The organism is Streptomyces coryli, from assembly GCF_011044975.1.
Classification (GTDB): Bacteria; Actinomycetota; Actinomycetes; order Streptomycetales; family Streptomycetaceae; genus Streptomyces; species Streptomyces coryli.
Genome location: NZ_JAAKZV010000022.1, coordinates 23,868 through 43,048, shown reverse-complemented (window position 1 = coordinate 43,048; position 19,181 = coordinate 23,868). Strand labels below are relative to the sequence as shown.

The 19,181-nt window shown below is 67.0% G+C and carries 6 protein-coding genes; all 6 read right to left on the bottom strand.

The window, feature by feature from the left end; all coding sequences use genetic code 11:
* Window positions 1–47: 47 nt before the first annotated feature.
* Window positions 48–3,629, bottom strand: coding sequence for a tetratricopeptide repeat protein (locus G5C51_RS08100; protein WP_165234058.1), 3,582 nt, complete (start codon window positions 3,627–3,629; stop codon window positions 48–50).
* Between the two features lie 1,150 nt (window positions 3,630–4,779).
* Window positions 4,780–6,915 (bottom strand): DEAD/DEAH box helicase, encoded by a 2,136-nt coding sequence (locus tag G5C51_RS08095; RefSeq protein ID WP_165234055.1) that lies wholly within the window; start codon window positions 6,913–6,915, stop codon window positions 4,780–4,782.
* A complete protein-coding gene (gene brxD / locus G5C51_RS08090; RefSeq protein ID WP_165234052.1) occupies window positions 6,912–8,252 on the bottom strand; it encodes a BREX system ATP-binding protein BrxD in 1,341 nt (446 codons plus the stop codon). The genes G5C51_RS08095 and brxD overlap by 4 nt, the downstream gene beginning before the upstream one ends.
* Window positions 8,249–11,080 carry a BREX-2 system phosphatase PglZ gene (gene pglZ, locus G5C51_RS08085; RefSeq protein WP_165234050.1) on the bottom strand — a complete coding sequence of 944 codons (2,832 nt, stop codon included), beginning with the start codon at window positions 11,078–11,080 and terminating at the stop codon, window positions 8,249–8,251. Before pglZ ends, brxD begins: the two co-directional genes overlap by 4 nt.
* Entirely contained in the window at window positions 11,080–15,057 is a 3,978-nt protein-coding gene (locus G5C51_RS08080; protein WP_165234047.1) for a BREX-2 system ATPase PglY family protein, read from the bottom strand. Before G5C51_RS08080 ends, pglZ begins: the two co-directional genes overlap by 1 nt.
* A 352-nt stretch (window positions 15,058–15,409) precedes the next feature.
* Complete coding sequence (pglX, locus tag G5C51_RS08075) at window positions 15,410–19,153, bottom strand: BREX-2 system adenine-specific DNA-methyltransferase PglX (RefSeq protein ID WP_165234044.1); 3,744 nt, start codon at window positions 19,151–19,153, stop codon at window positions 15,410–15,412.
* Between the last annotated feature and the right edge of the window lie 28 nt (window positions 19,154–19,181).

Sequence of the window (19,181 nt, the reverse complement as noted above, 5' to 3'; positions counted from 1 at the left end):
GATCCCAGCGAGCCCGGGGCCTCGCAATCAGCCGGTCATCCAACGGGTCAGCGCTCTTCATTACTACTCGATTCCATGAGGTGCGACCAAACACCTTTCACCCACTCGTCATGCGGGGCAATTTCAACCGCCCTATTCAAGTCGCTCATAGCTGCTTCCGCATCACCCAGAATCTCGAGAACACATCCTCTATTGGCGAGGACCTGGATATCATCGGGATCGCACTGCAGGGCCTGGTTCAAGTCATCCAGGGCAATGTCAGCATTCCCTAAAGCCAAATTTATCTCTGCGCGGAGCAGGCGAGCGGACACGCGATCTGGGGTCTGTTCAACAACCTCAGTTATGTCGAACATTGCCTCATCGATCCGGTCAGCGCGCAAGAGCGCCTCAACCCGTTCTTCTCTTGACGCAAAGTCATGCGGATTCTCGGCAATCGCCAACTCAAGCGCCTGCAGGTCGCGACCTGCCGAATGAGAGCCAGAGGTGCCGCTCAACTCGCCGACACCTGCCCTCCCTACTACTTGCATAGCGCGAGCGCCTTCGATCCGATCAGTAACGTCCAAGATGCTGCCCATCTGCACAAGTTTCTCTAGATCTCTGAGGGCCTCTGCAGGCCTCCCTGATGACAGCAGTAGCTCACTTCGATCGATGAGCGCAGGTTCAAAATTCGGATTGATCGAGAGTGACCGGTTCAGATCTTCAAGCGCTTCTTTAGTTCGCCCCAGGGACGCATAGATAGACGATCTAGCAACCACCACCAGTAGCGAGTCTGGGCTCATTTTGAGAAATGTGCTCAAATATCGAACGGCGTCGAACTGCCTTCCCATGGCCGACAGCACCTGCGCACGGGTTGCATGAGCCATGACTAGATGAGGATTCTTCTCCAATGCGAGATTTACATCATCGAGCGCCTGCCGCAAATCCCTCCCCAAGATGACGGCAGTGATGCTTCGAATCACTAGGGCGAGAGCCAACTCCTTGTCTCCCGATAGGGCCTTGTTGGCATCCTCCGCCGCCTTTTCGGCCTCCCCCATCGCAAGGAATATCCTCGCGCGCACACACAGGGCAATAGGATAAACTAGATCTGCTCCCAGCGCGACCTCAATCTCAGCCAAGGCGCCTGCGAAACGACCGTTTGCCATCAATGCCTCAGCCAGGCTTATGTGACCTCGAATATCGTCCGGCGAGATCTCTTGAGCAGCCTCTGCGTCTGCAAGGGCTTCGCGGCGGCGACCAAATTCAAGATGAAGAGCGCTACGGATTATGAGGCCTAGGGCAAGGTTTGGTGACGACTGCAGGAGTCCATCCACCTTAGAGAACGCATCGGCACTTCTCCCCATCGTTATCAGGATCCGGCAGTAGGAGATAATAGTGCCTGGTAGATTCGGGTTGAGCTCCATAGCGCGTTGGATATCTTCGAGTGCTTCAGGGACACGTCCCACAGCAGAGAGTATTTCGCTCCTCTGAGTGAGAAGAGGCGTGAAATCCGGCCAGATCTCCAGAGCCTCGTCGACGCAGCTTAGCGCTTCGTCATTTCGGCTGAGCATCGCTAGGGCCCGCGCCCGCTGCACCAAGGTAAGCGACGTCAATTCGTCCAGTTCTGCCGGCATGCGATCCAGCTCGGCCAGGGACTCTCTAGGCCGCCCCGAAGTGGCGAGATATTCTGCCCGGGCGAGGATATTCATGGGCGCATCAGAGTCCCAGGAAGCTGACTCCTCCTCGACAGAGCTGTAGGTCGGAAACGTTCCGCGAGCCGCCAGGGACGTGACGCGCGCTAATGGCATCAGCTCACCCGTCGGGTCAGCATCGATGACCCGATCAAGATCCAATAGCGCCGGCTGCACTTTCCCCAGAGAGAGCAAAATCAGAGCCCGTACCAATATAGCAGGAAGGAAATCTTCGGTTATTTCAACAGATTTATTCAGTTCATGCAGCGCCTCGTCGTACCTATTCTCTCTACAGAGGATTTGCCCACGCAGCCAGAGCGCTACGGATCGATCCGTATCTGACAGCTCTCGCATCTTGGACAGTGTCTCCAGGACGCTGAGGGAGATTTCTCCGTCAGCGGACGCTGCGCCCTCAAGTCGGCGACTCCAGTCTTGAAGCTGAGCGTCTCCCGAGTCTATTCCGGCTTGATGAAGCGTTTGGAGCCACTGATATATGGGGCCTTCACCATGAAGGCATGCAGCGAATCCCTCTTGCGGGACAACGGTTGCCAGACCCCGGGGGTTTTCGCAAAGCGAGTGATACAGATAACTGAGGTGCCAATCGCGCCATTCCGGGATTGCCCACGCGACGACATCGTCTAGCTCCCGATCCTGCTGCAATTGCTCTTGCCAAGAATTGAACATATCTGCAAGCTGCCGGTGTCTGCTACGCCACCGGGTTGGCGATTCTTGACGTTGAAGCCGTAGCATTGGAGAGCGAACGATTTCGTGATAACGCCGTCTGCCCGCCTGATCAGAGACGAAAGGAAGGCTGCATATCCAAGGGTAGACATCACCTCCGACATCAAGTCCAAGCCCCTGAAAGATATCCTCGTTGAGGTACAGGGGATAGGCGCAAGTCAGAACCGTCTCACGATTTACTTCGTCCATCTCGCTGCCTAGGAACCGTTCAACTGCGGTCTCAGCTGGATCCGGCAGCACTTCTGGATTAGTAACGGCGCTTTGCGCCAGCGTGCTAACTAGGACAGGTAGGCGGTCAGACAGGCGGAACACTTCTATGATCGTGGCCTCATCCGTCACGCCTCTTGCAGCCAGTAGTGAACGCGCTTCGCTTTCCGTGAAGACATCAAGCTCAACTTGACAAACCTGGTCTCGCCAGTCATTCCATTGCCCCGCATCGAGTTCTTGTTGCCCTCCCAGAGCAACTACGACGTTCAGGGGGAGTTCTTCGTAGCGCTCATTGAATAGTAGATCCTGGATCCATGATCCCAGGGATTTATGCGTAGTTTCGAATGAATCGAGAAACAATACTATCCATGGGTGACGCTCTGCTGCGGCGCAAAGATCCTTCGTGAATAGTTGAGTAAGCGTCGATATCGGCGAAGCGTCCAGCTCATTTGCCTTACTGAATCTGCCACTTACTGCACTGCGCATCCTGTCCGCCCCTAGGGCGACTTGTCCCGGGTCAACAGCGCCCACAATTGCGCCTACCCCTGGAACGGAACCCAGCCCCGTGAGCAATAGCTGAGATGCAACCAGGCTGGAAGGCGAGGCCTCGGTGGCGGTACTCGATGGAATCGTCGCGACGGCTTCGGCTTCCACCCTCCGCTGCTTATACTCGCGAAGCGCCTTCTCGAAGTTCTTGAGGGGGCAAGCCTGACGAGACAGCTGAGATGCAATTCCTTCCATCGTGTCTACAGCATCGTGGGCCTCATCCCCGACGAAGGCAGTTACCGCATTCACTTCGCGTGCAATTTTCTCCCACTCATGTAGCAGGGAAGTCTTACCGGAACCTGCTGCCCCAGCCACGTGGAAGAGGAGCTCAAAATTGTCGTTCCGTTCAGGCGGACGGCTGAGATTTTCCCGGAATAGCGCGAGCTCAGTTGCTCTTCCGACAAAACCTCCCTGCCGACGGCGCCTGATGAAGTCCTTGCGTGTCACGCGGTCCTGCGGCACTGCCATCACCCCCACACCATCCTTGCAGTGCTGAGTCACGCACGTGTGCAAGTCTCCGGATCTCACGGCTCAGTTGGGGTCATGAACTGCCCTCACACGCTGGCGACACGGCGAACCTCAAGCGCTGGAGCATGACAATCCTCACCGTCCTTGGCACCTTGCAGGGCGAGTCAATGCGGCCTCCCACGGAGAATGCGCGTAGAACCAACATGCTCACTGCGTCCAACGGCCGGGAAGCGCCAGGTCAGAAGCTGAACGGTGCTTGATCGCACGTACCCCTTCTAAGCACTTGGCCGCAGGTTCGAGTCCTGCCGTGGGCGCTCATCACTGACCGTGTTTTCCACTGGTCAGGCAGGCATTCCGACGCCCGGCGCGCCTTCCTATGGCGTCGGCGGCATACCATCGGCCTCCGCCGGGCTTGTGGACATGCCAGGGCGTCGGCGCAGGTAGGTGACTTGTCCACCCTGCGCAGGCGCCCTTGGAGGCGGCCGCAGGTTCGAGTCATGGGGGGGTAACTCCAGCAAGCACACCTCGCACTCCGTGACCGGTCACAGGTGAAAGCGGCTGCTGAAGTACGCCGGTCAACGCCCTCCAGGTCGGCTGGAGGCTCAGCCGCCGCACTCGGTGCGCAGATCCACCCCTCGTCCGCCTGCTGTCGCTTCGCGGCCCAGACCAGGACGTCGCGGATCGCCGCGGCTTGCCGCAGGGCCAACTCCCTGCCTTCCGGCCCGCCCACGTAGCGGATCTTGTACACGAAGGTCAGCCGACGCCGCTTCCGTACCGACTGCCCGGATCCCCCGCGTCGGCGGGGGACGCCGTAGCCGCGCCTCCTGAACCCGCTGGACACGCGGATCACCCCCGCGGACGCGGGGGTGATCCGACGTCGATCGCAACGCGGATCACCGTGTTCGTGTTCCTCCCGCCGACGCGGGGGCCCGCAGGCAGTGCATCGGCCTGGTCGACGAGAAGGGTGACACCCTGCCGTGACCGACTCCCCGACCGATGTAGCGGTCGAGCTGGCCCTACAGCCTCGCCGAGCGACCGGACCAGGAAGGTCAGATGGTTGCAGTTCTGGTTGTATTCACCGGCGTACAGCACGGTTCGGAACTCCCGTTTGTCCCGGAACTTCTCTGGCGTCTACCCGCTGGCGATCGTCTCAGCCGCGCTCGCCCTTGTAAGCGGCGACAAAACGTACGTGTCCGGCAAGTACCGTTGTTGCGGCTGTCAGGTCCGCCAGTCGGGCCGACAGCGTTGCCTCCGCCAGGCGTGGCGGCAGCGCGTCCCCGAACTTCAGCCCTCGCAGTGCCCGTTCGTCGACAGCGGGAAGGCAGAGCCGGTCCGGAGCCTCGCTCAGGGCTTTCTTCCACGCCGGTGGCGTGAGGTCTTCGCGTAGACGGATCCAGTGGTCGTTGATGCGCTGAGCCGGTACGGCGATCCCCTCCAGCGTGGCAGCGAGCGTCGCGTTCGCCCGGTGGCCTGCCCAGGTCCACCAGCGGAGTTGGCCTGATTCGTCGCGCACGATCAACGTGCCGCCCGGGTGGACCTTCTCCAGGAAGACCTCACGCGCCTCCTTGAGCGTCGTGGTGGCGCGTTGGGTCAGGGCAACGGGCGGATCCGTGCCGAGCAGCACCTCGCGCACAGCGCGGGTGACCTCGAAGGAGGTGCCCTGGCCAAAGCCTGTGCCGCTCCACTTGGCCTTTCCGCCTCTGTCCACCGGTTCGACGAAGCAGCGTTTGCGGCGCCAGTCGATGTAGGTGACCTGCCAGCTGCGGCCGGCCAGTAGGAGCCTGCGTGGGCCGGCTACCCGCTCGGTGAGCAGGGCGGGATCGGTGCGGCCGATCTCCGTGCGGCCTTGGAGGACGGTGAACTGCGGGGGTGCGGTGAAGACGGCGGTGAGGTTCATGAAATGGCGGTGACCGAAGCGCCGTTCGGCTTCTGGGCCGATGAACAGCATGCCGCCGTCCTGGTCCAGGTATCCCTCCTCCACCAGGTGGCGGATGATCGGCTCGGCCGACCCTCCGAACGGTCCCAGGCCGTTCCACCACTCCTGCCAGAGCCGGTCTCCGACGCGGTGTTCCTGGAGGCAGAGGGCGAGCAGCTGCTGGGCGACGATGTGCCGGGGCTCGGGCGGCGCGGTGACCGGTTCGACCCAGCCTCGTGACCACTGGAGCAGCAGTCCCGCGGCGGCCAGGAGCCCGCCTTGGTCGAGGGTGAGGAAGAGGCAGTTGCGGGTCGTGCCGGGGCGACGTCCAGTGCGGCCCAGGCGCTGCAGGAAGGAGGCGACCGAGGTGGGCGCGTCGATCTGGATGACGCGGTCCAGGTCACCGACGTCAATGCCCAGTTCCAGGGTGCTCGTAGCGATGATCACGCAGTCGCGCGCCTCGGCGAACGCGGTTTCCGCGCGTCTGCGTTCATCGAGGGAGAGGGAGGCGTGCGAGAGGAACGTGGTCACCCCCTTGGCCCGCAGTTTGGCGCCCAGTTCCTCGACCAGGCGCCGCGACTCGCAGAAGACGAGCCGCTTCTCCCCGCGGTGGAGAGCACTGATGATGGTGGCCGCGTTGTCGAGCGAGCCGACGTAGTCGAGCTGGATGTCGCCGGGTGGCACGGACGCCGGCCTGGGCTGTGCCTCGGACAGGTGAGGGGCGACCACGTGACCCGGGCGGCGTCCTGCCCCAGATCCCTGGAGCCAGGTGAGCAGGGCTTCGGGGTTGCCGACGGTCGCGGAGAGACCGACGCGCTGCAGGGAGCGGCCCATGACGCGCTGCAGGCGTTCCAGTACGGCGAGCAGGTGCCAGCCGCGGTCGTCTCCGGCGAAGGCGTGGACCTCGTCGACGACCACGGCCCGCAGGCCGGAGAAGAAGGACGCGTGATCGACGTTGACGCTGACCAGCATGGCTTCCAGCGACTCGGGAGTGGTGAGCAGCACGTCGGGCCGGGCGGCGAGGATGCGCCGCCGTGTCCCGGCCGCTGTGTCGCCGTGCCACAGCGCCACGGTCCGGCCGAGCCAGGCAGTGTAGGTCTCCACGCGCGGCAGCAGGTTGTTGAGCAGCGCCTTGAGGGGACACACGTAGAGCACCGATGTGCCGGACCAGCCCTGGGTGTGCATCCGGGATAGCAGCGGAAAGCAGGCGGCTTCGGTCTTGCCGCCCGCCGTCGGCGCCAGCAGCAGGGCGTCGTCTCCAGCTGTCAGCGGGGCGACGGCGGCCTTCTGAAGCGGACGTAGGTCTTTCCAGCCCAGGGTGTTGACGATGTGGTGGACCAGCACCGGTTCGAGGCCGTCGGGGGTGGTCACGGCAGGTTCAGCTCGATGTCGTCCGCCCGGTCGGCGGCTGCGTTGCGTTCGGTGTCCGTCAACTCGACTGCCGAAAGGGTGAGCTGGTAGTGCTTGCGCGGGTCGAAGCCCTCGAACTCGTCGACGCGGTCAAGGACGTCAGCGACGAGCTTGCGGAGGAAGACACGGGGTGCGATGCCGACGTTGCCGCCCATACCTCCGGCGACGGCGGTGGCGAGTTCGCCGACGTAGGCGTCGTCGACCCGGGCGGTGACCCGATCGGGGTGGCGGGCCGCGTCACGGTAGAGGTCCCGCACCTTCTTGCCGAGTTCTCCCAGGCTCGGCAGGTCGAAGCCGGGCAGGCGGAGCTGGACTGCACGGGGGGAGTCGAAGCGGGCGTCGGTCGTGAAGTCGGTGGCGAGCCGCTGGGCCAGGGGAGGCAGCCGCTGGACGCCCTGCTGGCCGTCGTAGAACGCGGGTGTTCCGGTGATGACGAGGAAAAGCCCGGGGAAGCGGCCAGCGTCGATCTCGTCGAGGAGCTGGCGCAGTGCGTTGAGGCCCTTCTCCCTAACGTCGCCGCGGACGCGTTGCAGGGTCTCCGTCTCGTCGAGGACGAGGAGCAGCCCCGGGTGGCCGCAGTCGCGCAGCACGGTCAGCAGGCCCTGGAGGAAGCCGAGCGCGGCGAAGTGGTCCAGGTCTCCGCGTACTCCTGCGGCCCGCCGGGCGGAGGCGGCCACGGACTTCTGGCCGCCGAGCCAGGCGATCAGGGCTTCCGCCGTGGCGCCGTCCCCGGCGGTGACGGCACGGCGGTAGCCGCGCAGGGCGGCGGAGAACGCGGGTGTGGTGCGGGCGACGTCGGCCAGCCGGCGTTCCATCAGCGTGTCCACGGCCTCGGCGAGGGCTTCCTCGTCGTCCTCGTCGATCTCGTCGGCCTCCGGGCCGTCGAGGACCTCCTCCTCCAGGGTGTAGAACCACGAGTCGACGACCGCACGCAGTGCGCTGGGCTGGTGGGTGGCGGTGGCCAGGCGCTCGGTGAGCCGGCGGTAGACGGTCTCCAGCCGGTGCAGCGGTGTCTCGGTCTCGGAGATCTGCACTTCGGCGGTGGCGAGTCCCGCGCGTTTGGCGCGTTCGGCCAGCCAGCGTGCGAAAAAGGTCTTGCCGGAGCCGTAGTCGCCGCGGACGGCGTGGAAGGCGGCACCGCCGCGGGTGACGGTGGCCAGGTCGTCGTCCAGAGCGGCTTCGAACCGATCCAGTCCGACCGCGAACAGGTCGAGGCCGGACTGCGGGACGGTGCCGCGCCGCAGGGCGTCGATGACCTCGCGGCGGCGGACCGCGCTCACGGAAGCGGGCTCGCTCACCCCTGCTCCTCCCCCCGCTGTCCGTCATCGGCCTCGTCCGTCTCCTGCGCGTTCCGCTTCGGCAGGAACTGCTCGCGCAGGAGCGGCACGTCGAGCTTCACCGCGTGCCCGCCGTCGATGAACCCGAGGACGGGATACCCCTCGACGTTCAGCAGCCGCTGCACCGTGGCGACGAAGCCCTCGATGTTACGGCGCACCCGCCCGGTCGCGGAGATGGCCGCGGCGAGAGCAGCCGGGGACATGGTCCCGCCCGCCGAGGCGAGTGCGTCGATGACCGCGGCCACTACCTTCGCCTCGGGCGCTTTGCGGATGTACTCCTTCTGGGCCGCGTACACCTCGCTGCTCACCACCGTGGAGCCCAGTGACTCGGCCACCGGCGGTGCGGGTTCCGTCCGGCCGGCCGGCCGGGCGTCGGCGGTCGGCGCGCTTCCGGAGGGGGCCGTGGGCCTCGCGGGCGAGGACACCGCCGACTGATCAGCCGGCGCGGCGGCGGGCGGGGGAACGTCACGGGTGACGTGCGTCCGCCACCAGCCCGGCGTGGACAGTTCCCGCGGCAGGGGCACCCAGTCCTTCGGGGCTTCCTCCCCGGCCGGCAACAGAACGAGCACCGGGACGGTGACTTCCGCCAGGGAGGCTCCGCCGTGGTATCCGGCGCGCCGCCCGGTGTAACGGATGTCCTCGCGCCACGGAAGGATCACCGCTCCCCCGCCCTCGCGCACCCTCGGGCCGTGGACGGCGATCTCCCCTTCCTCCACGGCATCACCGGTGCGCCAGCGGGCAGACTCCGCGCCGTCGGCGGCGACAGCCGGGCCGTCTGTACGGCTGCCGCGCTCCAGGACGTGTCCGTGGTCGGCGACGAGGACGACCGGGCGGCCGTAGCTGCGGGCGGCGGCGAGCAGTTCACGCAGGTGCGTGACGTCGCCCAGAGACCAGGTGGTGCCGCGGCCGTGCCGACCGTTGTCCAGTGCCTCGTCGATGGTGTTCAGGACCACGCCCACCAAGGCGTCGGAGGCGAGGGCGGTCATGAGGTCGTGGGAGAGCGCGAGGCCCGCCTCGCCGCCGATGGCGGCCTTGTGGAAGAGGGCCGCCGTCTTGCGCCGCCGTTTCCAGAAGGCAGTGAAGCCGCTCGTCTCGGCCGACTGGCCGCCGTCGGCTGCCTCGCCCGCCAGCAGGGAGGCACGGCTGACGCGGGTGACGGAGGGCAGCATCGAGACGGCGGCGAGCCGTGAGGGGGACTGTCCGGGATCCGGGCGGGGCACGATCTCGCCCCAGCCGTCGCGTTCGGCTTCCTCGCCGAGCTGGGCGGCGACCCCGCTGCTCATGCCGTCGAGGACGAGGAGGAGCGGCGACGCTTGGCCGGCCAGCGGGCGTACGACGGTGTCCAGCACGTTTTCAACGACGAGGCAGCCGTCGGGGTGCTGGGCGGTGGCGTGCGCGGCCCAGGATGCGAGCCTCTGGGAGAACTCCTGATCAAGACGCTGCCTGCGCTCACGTGCCTGCTCGTAGAGGGCACGGAGGTCCCGTCCGGTCTCCAGATCGCCTTCGGGGTCGCCCGCCCACAGCACGGTGAGCGCTCGGTCGACCCAGCCCCAGTCGGAGGCGTGTGCCCGCACGGCGGCAGACACGCTGGTGACGGAGGGCTCGGGGCCGCTGAGCCAGCGCGCCACCCGTACGGCCGTCTCGGCGGCTTGGACCTGCTCCGTGCGGAGGCCGGCGAGGGCGTGGCCGAGCAGGTCGGCCAGAGCAGCCTCACCGGCGGCCGGGGAGTGGCGGGCATCCGCGGCGGTCCGGCGCAGTTGCGTGGTGAAGCTGGAAGGGAGGAACCGGCTCGTGGTGAGCCCGGGGGTGAGACCTGCCTTTTCGGCCAGCTCGTCGGCCTGGTTCAGTACGGCGAGGACGCGCAGGCGGGCGTCGTGGCTGGTGCGGGCGTCAGCGATCCAGCGAGTGAGGGTTCCCTCCACGGCGTCGGTGAACACCGCGAGTTCCGACCGCCGGGGCATGACCTGCCCGAACAGTCCGCCGAGGGCGAGCACCGTGTCGGGCTGGGCGGCGGGGTCCCGCAGTGCGGCGCCGAGCAGTCCGAGCGGCAGGGCGTCGTGGCCGAGTCCGGCCTCGGCGAGGGACAGCAGGACGGGGACGGCCGGTCCGGCGACTTCCGCGAGCCACTTCTTCAGTTCCGCACGCTCGGTGGCGCCCAGTTCGGCGAACCGCCGGGGGCCGGCGGGTGTGCGCGACCAGGCGAGCAGCGTGTCGGCGTCGAGAGTGATCTGCCCGTCCTGGCCGGACGAGCGGTGCACCGCACGCAGACCGAACCGTTCGGCGGTCAGGGCGCGCAGCGCCGCATCCCGGGTCAGCACACCGCCGACGCGCGGCCAGCCGTCTTCGGCCGGCTCCGCTTCGACCAGGGCTTCCAGCAGCCACCGCTCGCGGTACATTCGCGGGTCCAGGCCGGTGGCGCCGAAGCGCTGGAGGGCGACCTCGGCGTTCTCGACGGTGAGGGTCTTGCGCCGTACGGCTCTGCCGCGCACGTCCCAGCCGAGCTGCTCGTCGTCGACGCCCGTGGTCACCACGAGCACATCGGAGGAAGAGGCTGCGTCCCGGTGGTCCCGGTGCTCGTGCAAGGCGGCGACGACGCCGATGACAGAGGCTTCGTCCCGTACGTGGACGCGCCGCGTCTCGCCGTCCAGGGTGACGGTGAACCGGGGCGGGGCACCGGGCGCGTACTGGCCATGAACGAGCACGAGGCTGAGCTCGCCCAGATCCTTGACGTTCGCGGCGAGCAGGGCCTCGACGGTACGGCGGCCCACCCGGGGCAGGGCCGGGGCCATCAGCCGGCGGTCCCTTCGCCGTCCGGCTCCGCCTCGGTTCCGGCGGATGCGCCGGTACCGGACCCGGTGTCAGTGACCGGCTGCCAGGTGACCTGGATGCGGGTGCCGGGGTGGTCGGTGAGGTAGGCGCGGATCTCCGCGTCGATCTCGGCGACCGTGGCGGCCAGGGACACCTCCAGCTGGGTGGGTTCGACGAGGTGGGTGGCGCGCCGGCGACCAGCTTGTACCGAGACCACGGTTTGTGCGTCGGCCCCGCCGCGGGAGGCGTCGTCCGGCCTGGAGGGCTGTTCCTGGGTGGGCGTCGAGGGGACGGAGGGCTTGCCGTGGTCGGTGAGGCGGACGTCCTCGGCGGTCGGCTCCGGCGTGACCGGCGCCGCGGGCTCAGTGGACGGCTGGGCGGGCTGGGCGAGGCGGGTGGCCTCGCGCATCAGGGCCATGACGGTGTCCGGGAGCCGGTCCAGGACCGGCACGAGCGAAACGGTGTGCTCGTGCTCGCGGGCGGTGCGGTGCACCTCGTCTAGGAACCGAGCCGCCCGCTCGCCGAGGCCGTCCTGGCGTACGGCGAGGTCACGGCGCACATCTTCCAGCAGGGACCACTGAGTGCCGCGCAGCGCGGTGGCGACCTCGGGGGCGTGCCGCAGGGCGCCTGCGATCTCCTCGTCGGTCACGTCGTACGCGGCGGCGGCCAGCTCCCGCACGCATGCGGCCGGTTCAGTGGTGCGCAGCAGTCGAGCGACGAGGTCGGCGGCTGCCTTGGTGGACTTCAAGCGGGGCGCGTCGACGCCGGTCAGTCCCAAGTGGTGGGCGTGCTCCGTCAGCAGGGTGCGTGCCTCGCCGAGGGCCACGCGGTGTTCCTCCGCGACCGCGCGCACGCCTTCGGCGAGCCGGGCAACGTTGCGGGCGAACAGGACGCGCGAGACGGTCCTGCCGAAGATCTTCCCGGCGCGGCCGAGCGCTGTGTGGAACTCGTCCTCGGTGGGCAGCTCCACGGCCCTCAGCCCGTATCCGGGACCAATCCGCTCCAGCTCCGGGGCCTTGGGCAGCGGCGAGGTCTGGTAGACCCAGGTGCGGTCGTCGAGCAGGGCGTACGTGGCGATGATCAGGTTGCTGACGTGGCGGTCCAGGCCGGTGTAGCCGAGCTCCACGATCCAGTCGCGGATGTCCTCCACGGACAGGTCCGGGCCGGCGTCGGGGGTCTCGGCGGCCTTCTTGTTGATACGCAGGCGCCAGTCGGTGGTGACATTCAGCGGCCCGTCGTGGACCTCTCCGAGCTGGAGGGCGTGCACGATCCGGCGGACGACGGGCAGCTGGTGGCTGTCGACCACGACACGCCGGGAGCCGTCCTCCATCGCCTTCGTGATCCATTCCAGGGCGGTCTTCAGCTCGCGGGTGGTAACGGCCTTGCGGGTGAGCCGCGGGTCGAAGTCGGGGTGCTTGGGGTGGCGGGTGCTGAGCAGCCCGTCGGCGAGCAGGAAGAGGTTCTCCTCGAAGCCGACCGCCGGTTCGGGCCGGGTGCGAGTGAAGCCCGGCTGGAGCGACATGAGGTGGTGGCCCTCGTGGACCTCGGCTCCCGCGGTGCCCGGCTCGGCCTTGTTGATGCCGTACAGCTGCAGCAGCGCGTCGGTGAGCTGGGTGGTCAGGCTGTCACGGGATGCCTTGAGCTGGTTGCGGATCTGGATGCGTTCCTCGGCGGGGCGGGTCGCTGTGTGATCGTCGAGCCGGTCGCGCTCCAGAAGATAGTTGATCTTCAGTAGACGCCCGAGGCCGCGGGCCTTCTGCTCGGACAGGAAGTGCGGCAGCCAGACGATCGTCGGTGCGGTCTTCCCGGCACGCTTCAGCCGCTCCACCCGCTGCGCGTCGTCCATCGGCGAGTGGTCGTGGCCGTCGAAGGGGTAGTCGAAGACGCAGCGGATGTTGCCCTCAGTCTGCGGCGCGAACTCGGCGTCGGGCAGGTGCGGGTCGCGGACGTTACCGAAGACGAACTCGACAGTGCGCTTGGTGCCGCGCCAGACGACGGTCCGTTCACACACGAACGCCTGGGTGTCTGGGATGCCCAGCGCCGCCCACAGCTGGTCCTTGATCCACTGGCGGCGGTAGCCGTCCTGGTCGGCGACGCCCTGCACCTCCTCCAGCAGCGGCTCTACGTCCAGGTCGGACAGATGCAGGTGGAAGACGGGGTCGGCGGAGTCGCCCTCGCTGCGCAGCTCGCCGTCGAAGCCCTCGGCCTGGAGTTCCTGCAGCCGCTTGACGGCGACGGCGCCCGCGTCGCCCACCCGGGTCCTGATCGTGCCGTGGTTGAGCGCAGCGAGCCGGCCGCCGGTGAGCCGGGTCAGGGCGGGCACGTTGGGGGCGAGGGAGGCCAGCAGCAGCGTCTTGACGAGCCGGTCGTCGGTCCGGAACCGCTTGTCGTCCTCGGAGCCATACTTGGTCAGCAGGTGCTCGCGGACGCGGGCGTGGAAGCGGTGCGCGATCTCCGACTCCTTGCGGAGCTTGGCGGTGAACGCCTCACCGGTCCGGGCGGCGATCACGTCCCACAGGTCGCCGATGGGGATGAGCTGGCCGAGCCGCAGCTCGTCGCGGTGGCGCCGCAGCAGCTCCTGCACCAGCTTCAGACCGGTCCGCTCGCGCTGGAGCGCGCCGGAGAGGTCGACCAGTACGTTGAGCAGCGCCGGGGACAGCGGGTACAGGGTGCGGAAGTCGTCCCAGCTAGCCTCGGTGCGTCCCTGAGCGTCGAGGAGCACCTGCCGCACCTCGTCCCGCGACGACTCGACGACCTTGAACGCGTCGTCGCGCGCCTGCTCCATGCCTCGGCGGGGGGCCAGCACCCGATGTCTGATGATCTCGACGAGGTTGCTGTCCTCCAGCTCCACCACGTCGATCCGGCCGGCGAGGTAGTCGACCTGCTGTTCCAGGTTCTGCACGTCGGCGCCGGCTACGTCGGAGCCGATGAGCTGGGACAGGTCACGCTGACGGGAGATGAACGACACGATCGGAACGGGCCGGCCGCTGTCGGCGGACTCGATCAGCTTGACCAGCCGCTGCACCTGATCGCGGACGAAGTCCTGGTCGCCCATGTGTGCCTGCAGCCACAGAATCAGCTCGTCAAGGAAGAGGACGACGCCGTCGTAGCCCAGCGACTGGGCGTGGCGGGAGATGACCTTCAGGCCGTTCTCCAGCGGGATGAAGGACTGCGCGTCGCCGCGGGCGGCCTGCGTATACGCGGCCATGGGCCCGGACAGCAGCGCCGACACCAGCCGCTCCCGCTCCTCGCTGCCGGGCGGCGCGGCGAAGGCCCGGTCCAGCTCGGCGGTGCTCCAGCCGCCCGTGGCCGGCAGGCCGGCTCCGCCGTCGATGCCCGGCAGGTCGTCCTCGTCGTCCACGCCGGACATCCCGTCCCCGCCCGGGGCGGCGGCCGCCGCCCCGGCGACGAGCCACTGTCGGAACTTGTCGTCGTCGCCGAGGAACGTCCGCTGCCGGTCCGCGTCGGCGAGGAGCGCGTCAGAACGGTAGACGGCGGGAGTCGCCGCCTCCGGGCGCAGCTCCCGCACGGCGTGGACGTACCCGCCAAGCAGCGCCGAATCGAGGTCGGTCGACCCGACCAGGTGGTAGGGGATCATCAGAAACCGGCTGCCGCCCAGCCAGTCCCGGTGCTCGGCGACGACCTCTTTCAGCCCCCGCTTGTCCACAGCCCCCTCGTGGCCGTTGAGCACGGCGTGCAGCACGGTCAGAAAGTGGCTCTTACCGGCGCCGAACGAGCCGTGCAGATAGGCGGCGTGCGAGTCCCCCGTACGGACGGCCTTGGCAACGACGCCGAGCGCCCTGCGGAACGCTTTCTGCAGCTGATCGGTGACGACGTACTCCGCCACCCGCTCATCGGCCTCGTGGAAGCCCTGAGAAAGGTCGACCTTGAAATCGCCCGCATGGACGTCCTCCTTGATGTCGATGACATCGCGGAGGAACAGCTCTGTGGTCGGCATCAGGCGATCATTCCCTCACTGTGCTGGCGGCCGGCCCGGACAGCGCCCCCCTCTGGCGTTGGCGCAACGTCCATCTTGCCAGGTGAGTCGACAGGGGGAGGGGAGACCGTGACGCCTGCGGGAGGTCGTATCACGGTGGGTGATCACCGGGGGCGGGCGAAGGGCCGGGTGCGCTCACGCGAGGTGTCCGGCGCGGGTTCCCGCCGCGAGGTCCAGCTTCGCCTGGACCGACTTTGCCCGGCCCAGTGCGCCGGTGACACCCCAGCGGGGGCCAGGGCGTCGACCGGGAGCAGACCCGGCCCCAGCCGCCGTCGGCGGACGCTGGGGACGGCCGGACGGGCAGCGCCCCGCGCTACGCGTCGTCCAGTTTGGTCTGCTCGATCGTCTCCCGGCGTTGTACGGCCTTCCGCCGACGCGTCTTCCGTACCGGACGCCAGTCCTTCATCTGCGCCTCGCTCACACCGTGCGTGCGCAGCAGTTTCTGATACTCCGCTTCCAGGTCTTCGGCCGGCGAGCCCTCCCACTCGTCGTCCTCAGCGCTGTGCCACTGGTGCACCGAGGGCATGACCTCGCGCAATCCTGCGAGCAGAGGAACGAGCCGGTCGGCGCCCCATGCATCGCTCTTCACACGCTTGTCGATCAGGTCGGTGAGCGCCAGCGCTTGGTCCTTGTGGTCCCAGCCGGCCCAGCCGAGCATCAGCGTGGAGTCACTGTCCGGGCCCGCCTCCGGGTAGGAGATGAACCGTTCCTTGGGGACGTCGAGCTTGCCGCGGTGGGTCCAGTAGGACTGCTTGAGGAAGTCGGAGGACTTGTACTTGGTCGGCGAGTCGATGTCGAGCCGCGTGCCCTTACGGTCCTCCTCGCGCTGCTTCTCCCAGACTTTCTCCCACTCTCCGCGGGTACGCAGGCCGGAGTCCTTGTAGCGCATCGCGGCGAGGTAGGGCACGTGCTCATCAGCGATGATCTCGTTGAGGATCTGCGCGAGCGGGAGGTCCGGCTTCTTGATGTGGTCGGTGGCGTAGAGCGCGGCGACGGACGTGAAGTCGGGGTCGGTACGGAGCCGGTCGGCAAGGTTGTTGACGGTCAGCGGCCGGGGGTAGCGCATCCCCTCACGCACCTCGAACCACAGGTCCTCGTCCTCGCAACGGTCCAGCAGCCAGTTCCGCAGCGCGACGCGCTCCTTCTTCTCCCACGGGTCGGTCGCCCAGCGGCGCTTGCACTCCGGGCGCTCGATGAGGGCGATGTCCTTGCGGCTGGTGATCAGGGCGATACGGGCCTGGACGATCTCGCGGTACCAGTCCGGCCAGTGGGCGGGGATCTCAGTGACGTGTGTGGATTCGTGGCGCCGAAACCACTCGCTCACCGCCTCGTCCTCCTCGGCGCGAGGCGCGATAGCGATCTCGAACCCCCTCGCACCGAGCTTGATTTCGGGGAGTTCGGCAATTCGGTCGGAGGGTGTCACGGTCTGGGCGGCCTCGGCGTCACTGAGCAGCCCGTAGAGACCGTAAACCTGCCAGTCCAGCTCCTCTTGCAGAGCGATCATGCGCCGCCAATTCTTGGAGTGCTGGGCTTTGGCGTCATCGAGCGCGTGCCGCGTGGGCACGCTGGTCGCTGCCGCGGCCGACGGTTCCAACGTTGCCAGCTTCTGCGCCTGGGCGTCGAGGACGCGGCCTAGGTGGAGCGGGAGCTTGGCTGGTAGGGGGAATTCTTGCAGCTTGGTGCCGGTGAACTCGTAAAAGCTCTCCCAGGCGTATCGCCCGGTCGAGCGCTCGCCTCCCCGGTTGCCCTTGTCCTGGCTGACCTGCTTCAGCCAGAAACAAGCCGCCGAAGAGTTGAGCACCCCCAACAACTCCAGGTGCTCATCCTCCCCGGCCCTCTCGGGCAGCTTGATCACGGGAGCGCTTCGAATGAAAATTTCGTCAGCCCGACGCAAGGAGAAGTGGTTATGAGTAGAGACGAACGCGAAGGTAATCAGCAGATCCGCCCAGTAGCGCTGTGGTGAGAAACTGGAGTACTCGAACCATTCTAGCCCCTGCTCTTCCTGCGTGCCGGAAAGTGCACGTCGAAGCTTCAGCAGAGTCCTGAACTTCCAAAGGACCCTCTCCGCGGCCGTGTCAATCGCAGCCACTTTTCGCAGGGAGGAGTACGGGAAGATGGATTCGACACCTCCACCGAGTCCCCATTCCCGCACTTCCGCCCCACCGAGAAGGGGACGGACATGTTGATCACTTATGCGATTACGTCGCCCAAACCCGTGACCGACCATATACGCGTCGTCTTCTCTGGTGACAGCACAGAAACCGATACTCTCCACGAGAGTAGCCAGACGTCGACTGCTTCCTCGCGTCAGAGCCTGAACCACATCACCGGCCCCGCCACCGCTCAACGACCATGGAAATTCGGCGAGTCGCTTCCGTGGCAAATCCTCTACCGTGACCCACTCAGATCCGCTGCCCGGGCGATGCACCAGGCTAACGATCGACTGCCAGACCTTCCCCTCTGCCGCAACCTTAGGCTCAGAAGGTTCCCCTCTCACCCCGAGGACCGCCCGCACCTTCCTGGCATCACTCGGCGTTCGATTACGCCCCACGAGAATCACTGTCGGGGTGCCATGGCCAGGGATAAACGCACCGGAGGTATCGATCACGTGCGATAGCTCAACCCGCTGGTGGAAGAAGTTCCGGATCAACGTCTTGCCGAACTCTCGCTTCATGAACGAGTTCGCAGTGATCTGGCCGACGAATCCCCCACCGCCTGTGGCTCCGCCAACCCCCTTGACGGCCAGCTCAAAGAGCCGCTGCGCGAAGGGCACAGAGAGCGCGTACTGCCCTACGCATGCGTCGTAACTCTTCTTGTAGTTCTCCTTCTCCTGCTTGTCCTTCACCGTGATGTACGGCGGGTTCCCCACCACCACGTGATACGACCCCCGCCCCAGCAGGTCCACCCGCTTCGCGTACTCCCACACGTCCTCCGTGGCGTACGCGTATGTCTCCCCCTCCTCGTGCCCCACGACCGCCTCCGCGAACAGCGTGTCCAGGTCGGTCTGGATGCCCGCCGCGTCCCGCCCGTGCAGCAGCGAGTCGCCCACGGCCACGTTGATGGGGAACGGAGGCGCGTCCGCCAGCCTTCGCGTGCCCGCCGCGCGCATTGCGGCGACCAGAAGCCGGAAGCGGGCGATGCTCGCGGCGAAGGGGTTTTTGTCGCAGCCATGGACGGACTCCAGGACCCGGCGGACCAGCGTCCAGTCGTCAGTACCGGGCTCCGCCTGGCGCCACTTGTCCAGCAGGCGGTGGAAGATGCCGAGGAGGAAGTGGCCGGAGCCGCACGCGGGGTCGATGGTGCGCAGGCCGCGGCGTTCCCTGCCGTCGGGGCCGGTCCACACGGGATTCAGGCCGAAGCCCTGCCCGTCGTCAGCGACCGCCGGCTCCAAGGTGAGGTCGAGGATGAACTCCTCGACGAACTCGGGGGTTTGCAGCAGCGCGTATGTCTTGCGGGCGTGCTCGCTCAGGTCCTGATACAGGTCACCGAGAAAGCGGGTGTCCCGCTCGGGGTCGGTGAAGTCGTAGCGGATCTCACCGTCCGCGTCCCAGCGGCGCCAGAACATCAGCAGTTCCGTCGCCGTCTCGTAGCCGGGGGTCAGTCCCCACAGGGGGTTGTGCCGCTCGTCAAAGAGACCGGCAGCCGTCTCGTTGGTGCTCGCCAGGTGGTGGAACGCCGCGATGAGCCAGTCGCGGTTGTTTTGGTGCGGGTAGGTGCGGAAGTGGGCCTCGTGCCGGGCCTCCGCCTCGGCGAGGCGTTCACCGGGGCCGGCGAGATACGGCTCGTCGATCAGGCCGTTGTCCTCGCAGAAGCGGACGAAGACGCAGCCCAGCACCCACGCCACCGCTGCCTGTGTGACGCGCTCGTCACGCCAGGCCGGGTAGGACAGGGCGGTACGCCGGGCCTCCTTCGCCTCTCGCCACTCGCGATCCAGGCGGGTGCGGAACTTCTCCTCGGACGCGCTGCGGGACCGCAGATCGTCCTCCACTGCGACGACCAGCTTCTTCAGGTCCTTGAGCAGGGCCACTTTGTCCGTGCCCGTAGTCGTCACCGTCACTCTTCGCTTCCTTCTCCCTGCACCACGT